This is a genomic window from Acinetobacter geminorum (assembly GCF_013009345.1).
Classification (GTDB): Bacteria; Pseudomonadota; Gammaproteobacteria; order Pseudomonadales; family Moraxellaceae; genus Acinetobacter; species Acinetobacter geminorum.
Genome location: NZ_JABELE010000015.1, coordinates 14,674 through 31,229, shown reverse-complemented (window position 1 = coordinate 31,229; position 16,556 = coordinate 14,674). Strand labels below are relative to the sequence as shown.

Genomic DNA, 16,556 nt, shown 5'->3' with positions numbered 1-16,556 from the left:
TAAAAGATAACTTATGAGCTTAGAATTTTATGTTATTCCATTTGCCTAAACTCCCTGCAGAAATACGTGTTAGTCATTTAAATGCACGTGTAAATGAACAGAGAAAAAAAATTGCACAAACTACGGCAAGCCGTTTAGAACTTTTACAATTAGCTCAACAACTTGCTAAAGAAGCTAAAATTCGCCGTAAAAATAATCAGAAAATTTTTGTTTTAGATTTCAAGGGTGATATTCAAGCTTCGGCAGTTGAAAACTTGCGTGAAGAAATTACTCTGATTTTAGCAACTGCTAAAGCAGGACGTGACCGTATTGTAGTTCGTCTCGAAAGCCCAGGTGGTATGGTCCATGGGTATGGTCTGGCAGCAGCTCAGTTGGTGCGTTTGCGTGATGCTGGTTTTCATGTAACTATCTGCGTAGATAAAGTCGCTGCGAGTGGCGGCTATATGATGGCATGTATTGCAAATGAAATTATTGCAGCGCCGTTTGCTATTGTTGGTTCAATAGGTGTAGTTGCTCAAGTTCCAAACTTTAATCGCCTTTTAAAAGAACACAATGTGGATTTTGAGCTTTACACAGCAGGGCAATATAAGCGTACTGTAACCATGTTTGGTGAAAATACGCCTGAAGGTAAAGCGAAGTTTGAAGAAGAGCTGCAACAAACTCATGTCTTATTTAAGCACTTTGTAGAAAAGTACCGTCCACAGCTTAATGTTGATAAAGTGGCTACAGGTGAGCATTGGTATGGTGAAGATGCTCTAGATCTTAACCTTGTTGATAAACTGCAAACATCTGATGAGTATTTATTAGCTTTATTGCCACAACATGATGTGTATGTCATTAATACACGTAAGAAAGCGACCTTAGGTGAAAAGCTGGGTTTACAGGCAGCGCAAATGGCAGATAGTTTGATCCCTACTGTCATGAACAAGGTAATGGAAAGCCTAGCAAAAGCGAACACGACGCTTGTGCAGGTACGTGATCCAAAACTATAAGTTTATCTAATTCAAATGTTATAAAGGACCAGCTTAAATGCTGGTTTTTTTATAAAGATAATATTCAAAGTTGTCTTATTAAATACGCTTAGATTTTTAATAGAAAGTAAAAAATAATTATTGATAAATATGCTTTTTGAATTGTGATAAACACATGGTTTTGATATTTTAAACAGCAATAAAATAGCTTTTAGATGAACCATTTAAAAAGTTAGACATTTAAAAATATAACTGAAATTTAGGACAGGAAATAATGACAAGAATAATTGTAGCATCCAAAGAGGGTTTGGACGTTCTGCAAGATGGTCAGCTCAATAAGGTCGTGTTAAGTAAACCTTCTATTATTCAAATTGGCGTAAGTCAAAAAGATATAGCATCGGTGGAAAAACAAGGTGGAAGTCTAGTCGTCCATTTAAAAAATGGAGAGACCATTTTCTTAGAAAATTTCTTTAATGAAGTAACGAATACAACAGAACATTCACTTGTTCTTCCGACTGAGCATGGAAAATTTGTTGAGGCACAATTTGATGCTCAAGGTAAGGTGATCGACTATACAGGTTTAAACCATGTCACAGATTTAGCCTATACGAGTACGAGCCAACCAGCTTCGACAATGGCGGTTGATGATTCCCCAACTTTTTCGATGGGTAACGTGCTAAAAGCTGGTTTGGCGGTTTTAGCTGCTGAAGGTTTATATCTTTGGGCTTTTGATAACGATGACAAAGATGACTCTTCAGGACCAGTAGATATCTTAGTTCCTGCTGCACCGACTGCTACTGTTGCTGATGATACTGTTACGGTTAATGGTAAAGCAGAAGCAAATGCAAAAATTTATCTTAAAGATGCTGCTGGAAATACAGTCGCAACGGGTTTGGCAGATGCGAGTGGTAATTTTACAATTAAACTCGATAAGCCTTTAGCAAATGGAAATAAATTAAATGTTTTTGCTGAGGATGCTGCTGGCAATATGTCTAAAGCTGGTGTTGTGACTGGTAGTAAAGACACAATTGCTCCAGATGCTCCCCAAGCTCAGCTGAGTGATGATGGTTCATTGGTAACAGGTAAAGCTGAAGCAAATGCAAAAATTACTGTTTATGATGCTGGTGGTAACGTATTAGGCACTGTAACTGCGAATAAAGATGGTATTTTTTCTTTAAAGCTTACTCCTCCATTGACGAGTGACGCCGGAGGAAAAGTTGTCGCTGAAGATGCTGTAGGCAATAAATCTGAGCCAAGTAAAATCGTTGCTGGAAAAGATACTTTCGCTCCGGATGTTCCTTTAGTTGAAGTCAATAAAGAAGGTACCACAGTTGAAGGACAAACTGAGCCTAATGCAAAAGTTCAGATAAAAGATGCTGATGGTAAAGTGATTGGAACTGGTACTGCAAACGCACAAGGTGAGTTTCAAATCACGCTTTCGCCTGCATTAAAAGAGTCACAAAAGGCAACAGTTGTTGTTGAAGATGCAGCCGGTAATACATCTAAACCTTTAGAAGTTTCTCCAAGTTATGACTCTATTGCACCTGAGAAGCCTGTTGCTCAGATTAATACTGATGGTACAACCGTAACAGGTACAACCGAAGCAAATGCAAAAGTTGAAATCAAAGATACGACAGGTAAGGTCATTGGTACGGGAACGGCAGATGCAAATGGAAAATTTACAATTACGATTTCGCCTGCTTTAACTGATAACAAACATGCTTCAGTTTCGGCGATTGATAGTGCAGGCAATAAATCTGAGGTTCTTGATATTATTGGTACTAAGGACACAACCCCGCCTGCAAAACCTGTTTTAAACAGTGTGGATGATGATGTTGGTGCTCTAAAAGGTGCGATTACTGCTGGTTCAGAAACTGACGATGCAAGACCAAAGCTCACAGGCTCAGGTGAGGCAAATGCAACTTTAACCATTTATGATAATGGTGTTGCTATTGGGATTGTAAATGTAAGTAGTAGTCGATCATGGAGCTTTACGCTCGATAAAGACTTAGCAATTGGTAAACATACTATTACTTTAACTCAAACAGATGCAGCAGGCCTTACAAGTGAAGTGAGTTCACCATTTACGTTTTATGTGGTCGCTCCAAAGGCTGCCAGTTTAAGTGAGGTAGCTGTTGATACTGCTCATACAGAAACTGTATCTGTTGCTGATAGTGTTGGGTTAAATACATTAAAGTTAGTACAAAGCACAACAAATGAAACGGATAGCCAAGAGCAGAAATCTGTGCCATTAGATGATTTGTTAAAAAGCTCTACGTCTAGTGAACCTGACCCAATTGAAGCTCTTTTATCTTCAGCGGCATTAAAGCCTACTCAGGTAAATGATCAGAGTGATATAACTACGAATGCTAGTAATATTACTGCCAATCTTGAGCATGTTTTACCTGATACGACTTCTTCGGTTTTACAAAGCCTTTTAGAACAAACCTATCCTGTTGTCTAAAGTGATCTTAAAAAAAAGCGCTCATTGAGCGCTTTTTTATTTATGAGTTATTTGTTTTAGATGGAATCATGAGTGCAAGAAGTCCATAGAAAATTGCACCAATGGTCGCTAACAGCATATCTTTATGGGCATCCCACATATCGCCTTGTTGCCCATTATAATTTTCGGCTTCTTCCGGAGATAGTCCAATAGCAATTGCCCACTCAATAAGTTCATATAAAACACTTGAAGCCATTACAAATTGAACCACTAGCAAAAATAGACTGAATGGCTTTACTGATGGTAACCACACCTGAAACACGCGATAAGTAAGAGGGTAGAGACAAATACCATAGGCAAGATGAACCAAACGATCATACATATTACGGGACCAACCCATGTATTGATCTAAATTAAAATTGAATGCTTGTTGTATCCAATCATTGTATGGAACATATGAATACAGATAATGCGCACCAACAATATGGATGAGTAAAAACAGTAAATAGAAAATAAAACTTAAAAAATCGAGTCCAATCTTCTTAAAAATAACAAAGAGCAAAATCAACATAAACACTGTGCCCGCTTGATGAAGTAAATATGCTTCAAATTCAATAGGGTGAATAGCTGAAATGACAATCGCAATCAAAAGCAAGCCAAGAGCAATATAGTGTTTAAGTTTGAATTGTTTTTCGATCATTTTATAAAGACTTTATTGTGATTTATATCAGTGTAATAAAAAAGCGAAGCCTAAGCTCCGCTTTTTGTAAACTTTTTAATTAGATTTTGCTAATTAAATCGTTAATTTGTTTCGCTTGTTCGGCTGCATTACCTGTGTAAGTTGCAGGCGTAAGTTCAGCTAAACGCGCACGTTCTTCGCTTGGTACTTGAGCGAGTTCATCACCATTTACGAAATTAACCATCATGTCACGAGTCATTGCTTGACCACGAGTTAATGCTTTTAGTTTTTCATATGGTTTTTCAATGTTGTAGCGACGCATTACCGTTTGAATTGGTTCAGCTAAAACTTCTTGAGCTTGGTCTAAATCTTCATTTAAACGGTTTGCATTTAACTCAAGTTTACCAACACCTTTTAAGCACGCATCGAAAGCAATTAAGCTTTGCGCAAAACCAACACCCATATTACGTAATACAGTTGAGTCAGTTAAGTCACGCTGCCAGCGTGAAATTGGTAATTTTTCACCTAAGTGAGTCAATACTGCATTTGCAATACCTAAGTTACCTTCAGAGTTTTCAAAGTCAATTGGGTTAACTTTGTGTGGCATAGTTGATGAACCAACTTCGCCTTCTTTCAATTTTTGTTTGAAGTAACCTAGAGAGATGTAACCCCATACGTCACGGTTAAAGTCGATTAAAATCGTATTAAAACGACGTAACGCATCAAACAACTCTGCCATGTAATCATGTGGTTCGATTTGAGTTGTATAAGGGTTGAATGTTAAACCTAAAGATTCAACAAAAGCTTGTGCGTGAGCAGCCCAATCAACATCTGGATAAGCAGAAAGGTGAGCATTGTAGTTACCTACAGCACCATTGATTTTGCCCAGCAATTCAACATTTTCAAATTGTTTGATTTGACGAGCTAAACGGTATGCCACATTCGCCATTTCTTTACCCAAAGTTGTTGGGCTGGCAGTTTGACCGTGTGTACGAGACAACATAGGTTGTTCAGCGTGAGTCGTTGCCAAAGCAGAGATCGCATTAAGGATTTGCTTCATGCTTGATACTAAAACTTCACGACCATTTTTAAGCATAAGCGCGTGAGACAAGTTGTTGATGTCTTCTGAAGTACATGCAAAGTGAATGAATTCACCCGCATTTTGCAATTCAGCGATACCAGCGATCTTCTCTTTTAAGAAATACTCAACTGCTTTAACGTCATGGTTAGTCGTACGTTCAATCTCTTTAATCCGGTTCGCATCTTCTTCAGAGAAGTTGCTAACAATTGCATCTAAAGCTGCATTTGTTTCGTTTGAAAAAGGTGCAACTTCAACAATTTCTGGACGGTTAGAAAGTGCTTGTAACCAACGCACTTCTACAGTGACACGAGCATGGATTAAACCAAACTCAGAAAGAAAAGGGCGTAGCGCATCACATTTGCTGGCATAACGTCCATCTAATGGTGATAGAGCGGTTAAAGCGTTCATAACGATTCCTTAATGTTGGAATAAACATAAAACTAAAAAAATCTCGTTTATAGTCTTAAACGACTTGGTACTGTAAACGAGCAAGTGCTTGAATATCCTGTAGCAATTTACGTTTGCTAAAAATCATGTTCCACGAACTACCGCCGAGTTGTCGCCATAAATGGGCCATTTGTAAGCCCGTAAACAAACAAGCACGGATGCGGTTAGTATGGTTGGTATCTTTAAATGCTTCTGCATTACCACGAACTAAAATTCGTGGGTTAATCTGCCCAGCCGTATCAACATAAGTTTGAGCCAAATTGGCTAAAATGCTTGGGTGTAGGTAGTTATTATCAAAAAAAGACAGCTGTTTTAAAATTTTCTGCTGAGCTTTCTCGATGATTGCGACATATTCAGGATTGCTATAAACCTTTTTTTCTAACTGTAAGAGCGACATCGCGTAGGACATTGGCAATTTGGCCGTGCCCATTTTGGGAAGGCGAGACTTAGGCATGTTTGAAAAAGGTTGAGTAATACAATTTTCGAGTGTTTTAAGCCCTAAAGAAATATCTGCCAACTGATTAAAAAAATCTAAGGTTTGAACACCATTATTGGCTGTAGGACGAATATTTAAACTTGCTTTAATTAATAACTCAAAATAGAAGTTACCACTTTCACCAATACTTTGCTGACCCGTCATGGCTGTCATATGGGTGAGCTGGGTGGCCTGAAATACCCCAGCCAAGGCAAGGGCACGGTTTTGGCGAACATTCAAGGCTTGTGATTGTTGAAATGGTAACTCCACCATGCCATTCATTCCCTTAAATAAAATTTGGTGTAGGGGCATTTGTATGGTGAATGACACCCCCGCCTAAGCAAACTTCATCTGAATAAAATACAACGCTTTGACCCGGTGTAACAGCACGTTGTGGTTCATCAAACTCAACGCGAACACCGTGTTCAGTGTTTTCATCAATAAAAATTGTACATGCCTGATCAGGTTGGCGATAACGCGTTTTAGCTGTACAGCGTAATCCTTCAATTGGAATATTTTGTTCACCCGCTACCCAGTCAATTGACTCACTCCACAGTTGAGTGCTTTGCATGAGTGGGTGTTCATGTCCCTGACCAACAACGAGGCGATTATTGGCAAGATCTTTATGTAGTACGAACCATGCACCTTCAGCTGCACCTTTCAAACCACCTAGACCAATTCCACCACGTTGACCGAGCGTATAGTACATCAGACCGTGATGTTCACCAACTTCTTTACCTGTATCAAGTACAATTTTCCCAGGCTGAGCGGGTAAATATTGTTTAAGGAAGTCATTAAAACGACGTTCCCCAATAAAACAAATTCCTGTTGAGTCCTTTTTCTTGGCTGTAGCAAGATCAAGTTCTTCAGCAATTCTGCGAACTTCAGGTTTTTCGATTTCGCCTACTGGGAATAATGTTTTATTAATTTCTCTACCATGAACGGCATGTAAGAAATAGGTTTGGTCTTTATTGTTATCTACACCACGTAATAATGGTGCGTATGCTTCGCCTTTAGAGTTATATGCGGTTTCACCACGGCGTGCGTAATGACCCGTTGCGATAAAGTCTGCACCTAAAGTCATGGCATGATCTAAAAATGCACGGAATTTAATTTCTTTATTACATAAAATATCTGGGTTTGGCGTACGACCAGCAGCATATTCAGCTAGGAAAAGTTCAAACACTCGATCCCAATATTCCATAGCAAAGTTTGCTGTATGCAGCTTAATGCCGATTTTATCAGCTACCGCTTGGGCATCAGCTAAGTCTTCCATTGCCGTACAGTATTCCGTGCCGTCGTCTTCCTCCCAGTTCTTCATGAAAAGTCCTTCAACTTGATAACCCTGTTGAAGTAAAAGTGCTGCAGAAACAGAAGAGTCTACACCACCAGACATACCGACGATGACACGTTGTTGCATAGGACTAGGCATCCAAATGAGAAGTTAATGAGGGAGAGAAGGGGTGCTCATAAATAAGCGATAAAGGATAATGGTGGCCTTTCATAGCATCTTCAACTGCTTTTAGCACAAGAGGGCTACGGGCACGGGCAGATTCTTTAAGTTCATCGGGTGTCATCCACACAGCCGCGACAATGCCTGTATCGAGTTGAGGATCACTTTCAACCTGAGTCACATGCGCTAGAAAACAGAAGCGGTAATAAGTACGATCAGGAAACATTGGCGGGGTATAAGTATAAATACCAAGCAAGGCATCAATTTCAATATGATGGCCTGTTTCTTCAAGTGTTTCTCGAATGGCAGCTTCTGTTAATGACTCACCACATTCCACATGACCAGCAGGTTGGTTAAATACTGTGTGTACAAAACCTTCGCTATGCTCTTCAACAAATAGATAGCGTCCGTCTTTTTCTACGACTGTAGCAACAGTGACATGAGGAGTCCATGCGGCCATAAAAAAGCACCATGATTTAAAAGACGTATAATACGAAATTTAGGGGTTTTTGGCTACGGTGATCTGCTAAACGATATGAGCAATACAACAAAACCATATCGTTTAAAAATCAGAATTTTTAATACTCACAAACAAGATGGATAATTAATCTTCATCTGCTTGTGCAGCTTTATGATTATTTTGCACTTTTATATAATGTCTTGCTGAATAAGGAAGAAATGCCAGTTCTTTTTCAGTCAGTGGTCGCACTTGTTGTACAGGGCTTCCTACATACAAATAACCACTTTTTAAGACTTTGCGTGGCGGAACTAAACTTCCAGCACCAATCATCACATCATCTTCAATAATTACGTCATCTAGAATAACAGTATTGATTCCGACTAAGACACGATTACCGATGGTACAGCCATGTAAAGTCACATGGTGTCCAACCGTTACATCTTCACCAATAATCAGAGGTGAGCCATTCGGTTTGGCATCATTTTTATGGCTAACATGCAACATACAATGGTCTTGTACGTTACTGTTTTTGCCAATTTGAATACTATTTACGTCACCACGGATGACTGCGAAAGGCCAAACAGAAACATTTTCAGCTAAGCTAACGTCACCAACCACAACAGCCATGTCATCGATATAACAGGTTGTATCTACTTGGGGGTGGTGTTCAAGATAAGGACGAATGTTCTTTGCCATGAGTAGTATCAAAATAAAATTTAGTCGAATTATAAAATAAAAAAGCACTCAGGCTAAATAGCATGAGTGCTTAATTCAACTATTCAAAAATTAGAATAAGTTGCTGAAGAATTGCTTGATATGGTCGATTAAACGAGCAAAGAAACCTGCTTCTTCAACTGGCTTTAATGCAACTAACGGCTTTTCAGCAATTACTTTGCCGTCTAGGCTAGCAACAAGTTTACCGACAACTTGACCTTTTTGAAGTGGTGCATTTAAGTTAGGTTGAACGACTAACTGAGTTTTAATGCCATCAGCTTTACCTTTAGGCATAGTCACACTAAAGTTTTCAGCCAAACCAACTTGAACTTCATCTTCTTTACCAAACCAAACTTTTGCTTTTGCAAGAACCTGATTTGCTGGTTGAACATTTGCAGTTTCAAAGTTGGCAAAGCCCCAAGCCAATAATGCACGTGTTTGATCAGCACGTTCAGACATGCTTGGAGTACCAAAAATTACTGAAATTAAACGCATTGGACCACGTTTACTTGACGTTGTTAAGCAGTAACCCGCTTCTTCAGTATGGCCTGTTTTTAAACCATCTACACTTGGGTCTGTATAAAGCAAGGCATTACGATTACCTTGTTTAATACCATTAAAAGTAAATTCTTTTTCAGAGTAAATTGGATAGTATTTTGAACTGTCTTTAATAATATGTTGTGCTAACACAGCCATATCTTTTGCAGTTGAATAGTGACCTTCCGCTGGCATACCAGTTGAATTAATAAACTGGGTGTTTACCATGCCGATACGTTTTGCTTCCTGATTCATCATATGAGCAAACGTGCCTTCATTTCCGGCAATATGTTCAGCCATTGCTTTTGATGCATCATTACCTGACTGAATAATAATACCGCGGAGCATTTCTAGAACTGTCGCTGTACCATTTAAAGGCACATACATACATGATTCAGAACTACTTCCTTTACACCATGCAGACTCGTTCATACGAACCTGCTCATTTTCAGTGAGTTCACCTTTTAATAATTTTTGTTCAATGATGTAACTAGTCATCATTTTTGTCATAGACGCAGGTGCAAGCTTTTGGTTTTCATTTTTAGAAGCGAGAATTTGTCCTGTCTCATAATCCATTAATACATAAGACTTATTATTTAATTCTGGCGGAGCTGATAAGACAGTTGCTGCATAAGAAAAACTTGGTAAGAGGAGTAGGGCAGCAATAGCGCTTTTTCGAGTCATTCTAGGTAATTCCAATATCTTGTATGAAGCAGAAGAACCTAGCATTTTAGGATAAAGCAAAGCCGACTTCTACGGGAGAAGTCGGCTTTTTCAAACAGTATTGTAACTCAAGAGTTTTTTACTAATTTAGTTTTGCGATTGATATGCTTTCACGTCTTGGCAAACTAATGTGTTTTGTTCATCGCCGGCAGCTTTCGCATCGCTACGTGCTTCTTTTAAGTATTTCTTGAAAGCTTTGTCTTTACTACGTTTTTCTAATGCAGAAACAGCATCAGTTTCATTTGGTAGGTAGTCTTTAACTAAACGTTCATAGCCTTGAGAAAAATCAGCATCTTTTTTACCAATCAAACTTGGACAAATTTCAGAAAGTACTTGAATTGCAGCTAATTCTTCAGGAGTTGTACCTTGTTGTGGAGTGACTTCAACAACATTTTCATTTTCGGTTTTCTTTTCGGTTGTTTTCTTCTTATCAGCAGCAAAACCAGCTGTTGCCATGCTCATAAGTAAAACCAAAGAGAGCGATTGAACTAAGCTTTTCTTCATAAACATCGATAACCCAAAATAAAATTTCTAAAAATATGCCGTTAGCTTAACTAATTTAGAATTTAAAAAAATGGAAAAAATGTATTGTTATGTTGGTTTTCTGCTTAATGGCAAACAGAAAACCCAAAATGAATAAGTTTCTAGATCACAAAAGGGTAAGATCTATTCTTTATAATTAACGATCTCTTCACAGAGCTCATGTTGCTCATGATGGTCCATTTGTTTTGCAGCAAGACGAGCTTCATTTAACAGATTTTTAAATTCAGCATCGTTTTTTAGCGTCGCTAAGGTCATTGATTTATTTGAATAACTGCTTAAATACATTGCAATAATTTTTTGAGCATTTGACTCAAGTTTTTTATTTGTTCCGACAAAAGCTGGACAGATTTCCTGCAAAACTTGTGTTGCGGCAATGTCATCTTTAATTAAGCTATCAGCCTCTTGTGTTGAGATGTCCTCATCTGCAAAAACCGCTTGCGTACACAATGTGATACTGATCCCCAATACCTGAAAAAAAGGAGCGAAAGTTTTCATTTTTTCACAATTTTATAATGCTATGGAGGCATAAATATATATAATTCAACAAATAATTCAATTGTGAAAACCATTAGGTTTATTTGTAGAGAAAGATTTTTGTGAATATTTTAATTGCGAACGATGACGGTGTTTTTGCGCCAGGTATACAAGCTTTAGCTGAAGCATTAAGACCACTTGGACGCGTGGTTGTGGTTGCACCAGAAAGTGAAAGAAGTGGTTTTTCAAGTGCATTAACATTGGATCGTCCATTACGCCCAATTCAAATTGCCGAAGATGTCTGGGCGGTGAATGGTACGCCAGCAGATTGCGTTTATTTATCCATGAACGGTTTGTTTGATTTTGAGTTTGACTTGGTCGTGAGTGGAATCAATAGTGGTGCAAACTTGGGAGATGACGTTTTATATTCGGGAACGGTAGGGGCCGCTTTTGAAGGCCGCTTAATGAAACAGCCTGCAATTGCCGTATCTTTAGCTGGCCCTGACGTGCGCGCTTATAACAATAAAGAAGATTATGCTCAGGCTGCTCAGTGGGTACATGATTTTATTGCAAGCGGATTACCATCTTTGCCTCCACGACATATCTTTAATATCAATATTCCTGATGTGCCGCAGTTAAAAGGAGCACAGATTACATATCAAGGGCGCCGTGCTCAATCTAAGCCTATTACTAGTCATGTCGATCCACGAGGCCGTCAAGTTTATTGGATTGGCTTAGCCGGTGAGGCGGTTACAGATCCGCAACGTGTTTCTAGCCAGATTCAATCTGATTTCTTTGCCGTTGCAAACGGTTATGTAAGTGTTACGCCTATTCAAATGGATGCAACAAATTATGCTGTTTTAGAAGATTTACAGATCAGTTTGAGTCAATAATTTGCCTCGAATGTTATAACTTTGTGAATAAAGAAAAAGAGGAACGTGTTTCCTCTTACTTTTTTGGTACTCTTAGCCGAAATGATTTGTAGCATTTAGTGAGGGAGATCAATGCATTTAATTGGGCAACAAAGTAGAGTGCATATCCAAAAAGACAAAATAATGAAAATTATGATGCTGTCTGTAGCGGTAGGTTTTACTGCGGTTATGGCAGGATGTGCGTCTAAACCACAAATTAATAATAGTTCTCGCTATGCAATGGCTCCTAACTATTACACAGTTCGTTCAGGTGATACTTTAAGTGGTATCGCAATGCGTTATGGCCTTGACTATATTAGTATTGCCGAAATGAATGATATTGCTCCGCCATATCGTATTTATGTTAATCAGTCTTTGCGTTTGAAGAAAGGTTCTTCACCAAGAACTGTATCTACGCAAGTCATGACTCAACCTGAGCAAATCAAACGTCAAACCATTGCTCTACCAACCACACAACCTGTTACCCCAGTAACTCAGCCTACAACGACCGCACCATCAACGAATACGACAGTGACTTCAGTTGCACCGAATTCTAGCCTACGTTGGATAAAACCGAACAATGGGCCAGTGATTCAAGGGTTTAATTTGGCAAATAATGTCAAAGGAATCCGTTATGGTGGAAATCAGGGTGACCCTATTTATGCTGCAGCAGATGGTCAAGTTGTCTACGCGGCAGATGGCTTAAAAGAATACGGCAATTTAGTTTTAATTAAGCATATTGACGGTTATATCAGTGCCTATGCCCACAATAGCAAGATGTTGGTGAAAAGTGGTGACAATGTAACTGCTGGACAAAAAATTGCCGAAATGGGCTCTACAGGAGCATCTCAGGTTATGCTTGAGTTCCAGATCCGTTTGGATGGCAAACCAATTAATCCTGTAAATCTTTTACCAAAATAGCTAATGCATAAAACTTAGGTTTCCTCGTATAATATAATTGGTTGCTTTCATTACAACAATAAGCATTTTTTTATAAATTTAGAATTAGATTTGAGGAAACCTATGTTAGATCAGCTTCGTGCGATGGGTGTTTTTGCTTGTGTGGTTGAAAAAAGTTCATTCAGTGGTGCGGCACGTGAATTAGGAATTACAACAAGTGCAGTGAGCCAGCAGATTCGCTCCCTCGAGCATGAAATGGATGTGATTCTATTACATCGCTCCACTCGTAAACTTAGTTTGACAGAAGCCGGACAGGCTTTTTTTTCAAGCTGTCAAGAGATGTTGGCGGCGGCTGAAAGGGGAAAAATCAGAATTAATGAGTTGAGGGATGACTTAATTGGGGATTTGCGTATAGCAACAACTCCTGATTTAGCAGTTCAGCACATTATTCCTGCATTATCTCACTGGATGTCAGCTCATCGCGGTTTATCTGTGCATTTTGAGGTTGGACATCGTTATATCGATTTGATTGAAGAGCGAATTGATATTGCAGTACGTATGAGCTCTACTCCAGTAGAAGAGAGTAGCTCTGTCATTCCAATGGCTTTTGTAGATCAAATTTTAGTAGCTTCTCCAAGTTATCTAAATCAGTCTAGTCCAATTGTGCATCCTAATGATTTAAGAGATCATGAGTTATTGTCGATCAATGTCATGAACGACGCACATCATTTCCATTTTCACCATGTAAAAACAGGTGAGACACTGAATATTGAAATGCAGAGCCGTTTGCAGAGCAATAATTTACAAGTTGCAAAAGCGTTATGTCAGCAAGGGCATGGTATTGCACGAATTCTATATTTAGATGCTCAAAAAGAGTTAAAAAATGGTTCTTTGATTGAACTCATGCCAGATTGGAAATTACCAACTTTTACTTTGTATGCAGAAGTTGCCAAACATGATCAACAACCAATGAAAATTCAGCGCTGTGTTGAAGCACTTAAACAATATTTTAGTCAATTAGCAGGAGGACGAGCGATCCAAATCGTTCGCTAATTTTGCCACTCTAAAAGTAAAAAGGGCCTGTATTTGACAGGCCCTTTTTTATTATTTCTGTTTTAAGGTTGCAACTTCTTCTACACTTTCTTGTGGTAGATCTTCCGCAGTAAGTTCTTCATGCTTCTTAATTTTTTTCTTATTTTTCTTTTTCTTCTTTGGCTCCTCTTCAATTTCTGCGCCATCTTCAATGGCTTGCCAATATTCGAGTTGCTCCATTACAGCAGCATAAATAGAGTGTTTACTGTATTTACCTTTTTTGTCGAGTGTACCGACAGGGCGGGCCATTAGAATTTCAAGCGCCTGATCAATCGTATCAATCGCATGTATATGGAATTTACCACTTTGTACCGCATCAATCACATCTTGGCGTAACATCAAATGCTGCATGTTTTGCCGAGGAATAATGACGCCTTGTTTGCCAGTTAAACCTTGTAATTTACAAGCATCATAGAAGCCTTCAATTTTTGCATTTACACCACCAATTGGTTGAACTTGGCCTAACTGGTTCATAGAACCCGTAATTGCCCATGATTGATCAATTGGTATTTGGCTAATTGCAGAAATTAATGCAGAAAGCTCGGCAACTGTTGCACTGTCACCGTCTACTTGCCCATAACTTTGTTCAAATGCAAGCGCAGCAGAGAAATGTAAAATCTGTTCACGACCAAAGTGAGCTTTTAAGAAGCTCGACATAAGTAATACGCCTTTGGCATGTAGTGAACCACCAAGCTCTACACTACGTTCAATATCAAGAATATCGCCGCCACCTTGATAAACAGATGCCGTCAAACGTGAAGGTAAACCAAACTCAACATCTGCATAGTGAATGACAGAGAGGGCATTGATTTGGCCTAAACGATGACCAGAAGTTTCGATTAACTGAGTTCCACGTGACAGATCTTGCCAGTAAAGTTCTCTTAAATAGCCTAAGCGATACTGTCTGTGTTGTAGTGCCAAGTTAATGTGCTGGTCGGTTACAAGCTTTTCATTGGCTTTAAATGCATGGTGATGTGCTTCGCGAATGAGGTCGCCCAAAGTTGAAGCATGTAACGACAGTGAGCTTTGGTCTTCTGCCTGACGACTTGAATCGGTTAGTAAAGCTGCTAAAGCACTGCGATCAAACGGAAGTAATTTATCCGCTTGTACATAATCAGCAATTAGCTGCATGTAGGCTTGTTCATTTTCGTCATTACGTTGTAATGTATCGGTAAAATCGGCACGAATTTTAAAGACACTACCAAGCTCTGGTTCTACTTCTAAAATTTCATAATAAATCTCAGGCTCTGCCATAAGAACCACTTTAATATCAAGTGGAACAGCAGCAGGTTCAATCGAGATAGAGCCTGTTAATGTCAGCATATGTTCAAGAGAAGAAAGCTTGAGCTGACCTGATTTCAAGGCACGCTTTAAACCTTGCCATGCATAAGGCTGTTCGAGTAATTGCTCGGCCTCAAGCATTAAAAAGCCACCATTCGCTTGATGTAGGGCACCTGGACGAATGAGCGTGAAATCTGTGGTAATTGTGCCATTGTGAGTAAGTTGTTCAACATGACCAAGCAAGTTGTAGTGCGTTGGGAAATCTTCAAAAATAACCGGTGCACCACTATTTGGTTTGTTTGAGACAATTACATTAGCCTGATAACGTGCCGGCACACGATTGAACATTGCCGGAGCAAAGTCATCTTCTTCTTGCTCTAAAATGAGTTCAACATTATCAATTACATCTTGAGCATATTGTTTTAAATAATCTTCAAGGCCTTTGACTTGACCATATTTATTTAAAATCAAATCCATGCGTGGCTTAACCACTTGAGTCGCGATGTCTCGATTCAACACAGAGACTTTGTCACGTGCGTCATCTTCTAAATCACCTAAATGCAAACCAAGACGCTCGAGCTTTTTATCCATGTAGCGAACATTCGCCGCAATTTCAGCACGTTGCTTAGTATTTAAAGCATCAATTTCTGTTTGAGTCAGTTCTTGCACCTGATCATCTTTTACTTGTACAGGTACAAAGCCATGCCTTTCATTACGGGAGATGAGTTTTAAATCGAGCTCTTCACCTTCTTTGGTTAACTCGACAAGCGCTTGTTGCTGTTCATCTCCAGTTTCCTCACGGATACGCTCAATACGGTTATGATAGGTCTCGGCACTAAAACGGCGTTCAAGCTGTTTTAAAATAATTTGCCAAGTTTGATGAAGGGCATGTTGAAACTTAGTTCCTTGTCCAGCAGGGAAGCGTAAAGCAAGTGGTTGGCGTGCCTGCTTAAAATTATATACATATACCCAGTCATCTGGAGTAGGCATTGTTTTCGCATGTTGTTGGAGTAAACGCTTAATCATGGTGCGTTTACCCAAGCCTGCTGTTCCTACTGCAAAAATGTTATAGCCAGAGTAGGGTAAGGAAATCCCTGCTTCTACCGATGCTTTGGCACGGTCTTGCCCTAAAAAGTTATTAAGCGGTTTTATACGTTTTGTAGAAGCTGGAATTTTTTCAAAATCTGGAATATGTGTTAGTTGTTCGGGTTTTAAGGCTGTTTTATCCAAAGTCATTTTTATATCAGGTTGCTCAAAAGCTGAAGGAAATGCATTTATTGTGACGTTTGTGGTGTTTGTTTTAGCGAGTGATAAAGTTGAGATGGTCACTTGATCAAGTTTTTGTGTCACTGTTGATATCCAGCAAAAGAAA

The 16,556-nt window shown here is 39.0% G+C and carries 15 protein-coding genes; 5 read left to right on the top strand and 10 right to left on the bottom strand.

Going from position 1 to position 16,556, the window contains the following annotated elements:
• Positions 1 to 29: 29 nt before the first annotated feature.
• Positions 30 to 992 (top strand): protease SohB, encoded by a 963-nt coding sequence (gene sohB / locus HJG58_RS14425; protein WP_086399814.1) that lies wholly within the window; start codon positions 30 to 32, stop codon positions 990 to 992.
• 253 nt (positions 993 to 1,245) lie between these two features.
• A complete protein-coding gene (gene blp2 / locus HJG58_RS14420; RefSeq protein ID WP_170249453.1) occupies positions 1,246 to 3,435 on the top strand; it encodes an Ig-like repeat protein Blp2 in 2,190 nt (729 codons plus the stop codon).
• Positions 3,436 to 3,475: 40 nt separating this feature from the next.
• On the opposite strand, the gene HJG58_RS14415 is transcribed toward blp2, so the two are convergent.
• From HJG58_RS14415 to HJG58_RS14375, 9 genes are all read right to left on the bottom strand, one after another.
• Positions 3,476 to 4,114, bottom strand: coding sequence for a DUF2238 domain-containing protein (locus tag HJG58_RS14415; protein ID WP_170249452.1), 639 nt, complete (start codon positions 4,112 to 4,114; stop codon positions 3,476 to 3,478).
• Between the two features lie 79 nt (positions 4,115 to 4,193).
• Positions 4,194 to 5,582: an adenylosuccinate lyase gene (purB, locus tag HJG58_RS14410; RefSeq protein WP_170249451.1), complete on the bottom strand. Its 1,389-nt coding sequence runs from the start codon at positions 5,580 to 5,582 to the stop codon at positions 4,194 to 4,196.
• A gap of 55 nt (positions 5,583 to 5,637) precedes the next feature.
• Positions 5,638 to 6,369, bottom strand: a complete 732-nt coding sequence (hflD, locus tag HJG58_RS14405) for a high frequency lysogenization protein HflD (protein ID WP_002118587.1) — start codon at positions 6,367 to 6,369, stop codon at positions 5,638 to 5,640.
• 13 nt (positions 6,370 to 6,382) lie between these two features.
• The gene (gene mnmA / locus HJG58_RS14400) at positions 6,383 to 7,516 is read right to left on the bottom strand and encodes a tRNA 2-thiouridine(34) synthase MnmA (protein WP_086265404.1); all 1,134 of its coding nucleotides are present in this window, start codon (positions 7,514 to 7,516) and stop codon (positions 6,383 to 6,385) included.
• Between the two features lie 4 nt (positions 7,517 to 7,520).
• Positions 7,521 to 8,009, bottom strand: coding sequence for an NUDIX hydrolase (locus HJG58_RS14395; RefSeq protein WP_170249450.1), 489 nt, complete (start codon positions 8,007 to 8,009; stop codon positions 7,521 to 7,523).
• Positions 8,010 to 8,153: 144 nt separating this feature from the next.
• Positions 8,154 to 8,705 carry a gamma carbonic anhydrase family protein gene (locus HJG58_RS14390; RefSeq protein ID WP_170249449.1) on the bottom strand — a complete coding sequence of 184 codons (552 nt, stop codon included), beginning with the start codon at positions 8,703 to 8,705 and terminating at the stop codon, positions 8,154 to 8,156.
• A gap of 90 nt (positions 8,706 to 8,795) precedes the next feature.
• Positions 8,796 to 9,944 carry a D-alanyl-D-alanine carboxypeptidase PBP5/6 gene (gene dacC / locus HJG58_RS14385; protein ID WP_170249447.1) on the bottom strand — a complete coding sequence of 383 codons (1,149 nt, stop codon included), beginning with the start codon at positions 9,942 to 9,944 and terminating at the stop codon, positions 8,796 to 8,798.
• A gap of 126 nt (positions 9,945 to 10,070) precedes the next feature.
• On the bottom strand, positions 10,071 to 10,493 hold the full coding sequence (locus HJG58_RS14380) for an MCR_0457 family protein (RefSeq protein ID WP_170249445.1): 423 nt from the start codon (positions 10,491 to 10,493) through the stop codon (positions 10,071 to 10,073).
• Positions 10,494 to 10,649: 156 nt separating this feature from the next.
• Positions 10,650 to 11,021, bottom strand: a complete 372-nt coding sequence (locus HJG58_RS14375; protein WP_170249443.1) for an MCR_0457 family protein — start codon at positions 11,019 to 11,021, stop codon at positions 10,650 to 10,652.
• Between the two features lie 101 nt (positions 11,022 to 11,122).
• On the opposite strand from HJG58_RS14375, the gene surE reads away from it, so the two are divergent.
• From surE to HJG58_RS14360, 3 genes are all read left to right on the top strand, one after another.
• Positions 11,123 to 11,893 (top strand): 5'/3'-nucleotidase SurE, encoded by a 771-nt coding sequence (surE, locus tag HJG58_RS14370; RefSeq protein WP_086265399.1) that lies wholly within the window; start codon positions 11,123 to 11,125, stop codon positions 11,891 to 11,893.
• Positions 11,894 to 12,004: 111 nt separating this feature from the next.
• Positions 12,005 to 12,832, top strand: coding sequence for a peptidoglycan DD-metalloendopeptidase family protein (locus HJG58_RS14365; RefSeq protein WP_086265398.1), 828 nt, complete (start codon positions 12,005 to 12,007; stop codon positions 12,830 to 12,832).
• 102 nt (positions 12,833 to 12,934) lie between these two features.
• The gene (locus tag HJG58_RS14360; RefSeq protein ID WP_075383520.1) at positions 12,935 to 13,864 is read left to right on the top strand and encodes a LysR family transcriptional regulator; all 930 of its coding nucleotides are present in this window, start codon (positions 12,935 to 12,937) and stop codon (positions 13,862 to 13,864) included.
• Between the two features lie 51 nt (positions 13,865 to 13,915).
• On the opposite strand, the gene HJG58_RS14355 is transcribed toward HJG58_RS14360, so the two are convergent.
• Positions 13,916 to 16,534 carry a Lon protease family protein gene (locus HJG58_RS14355; RefSeq protein WP_170249441.1) on the bottom strand — a complete coding sequence of 873 codons (2,619 nt, stop codon included), beginning with the start codon at positions 16,532 to 16,534 and terminating at the stop codon, positions 13,916 to 13,918.
• Between the last annotated feature and the right edge of the window lie 22 nt (positions 16,535 to 16,556).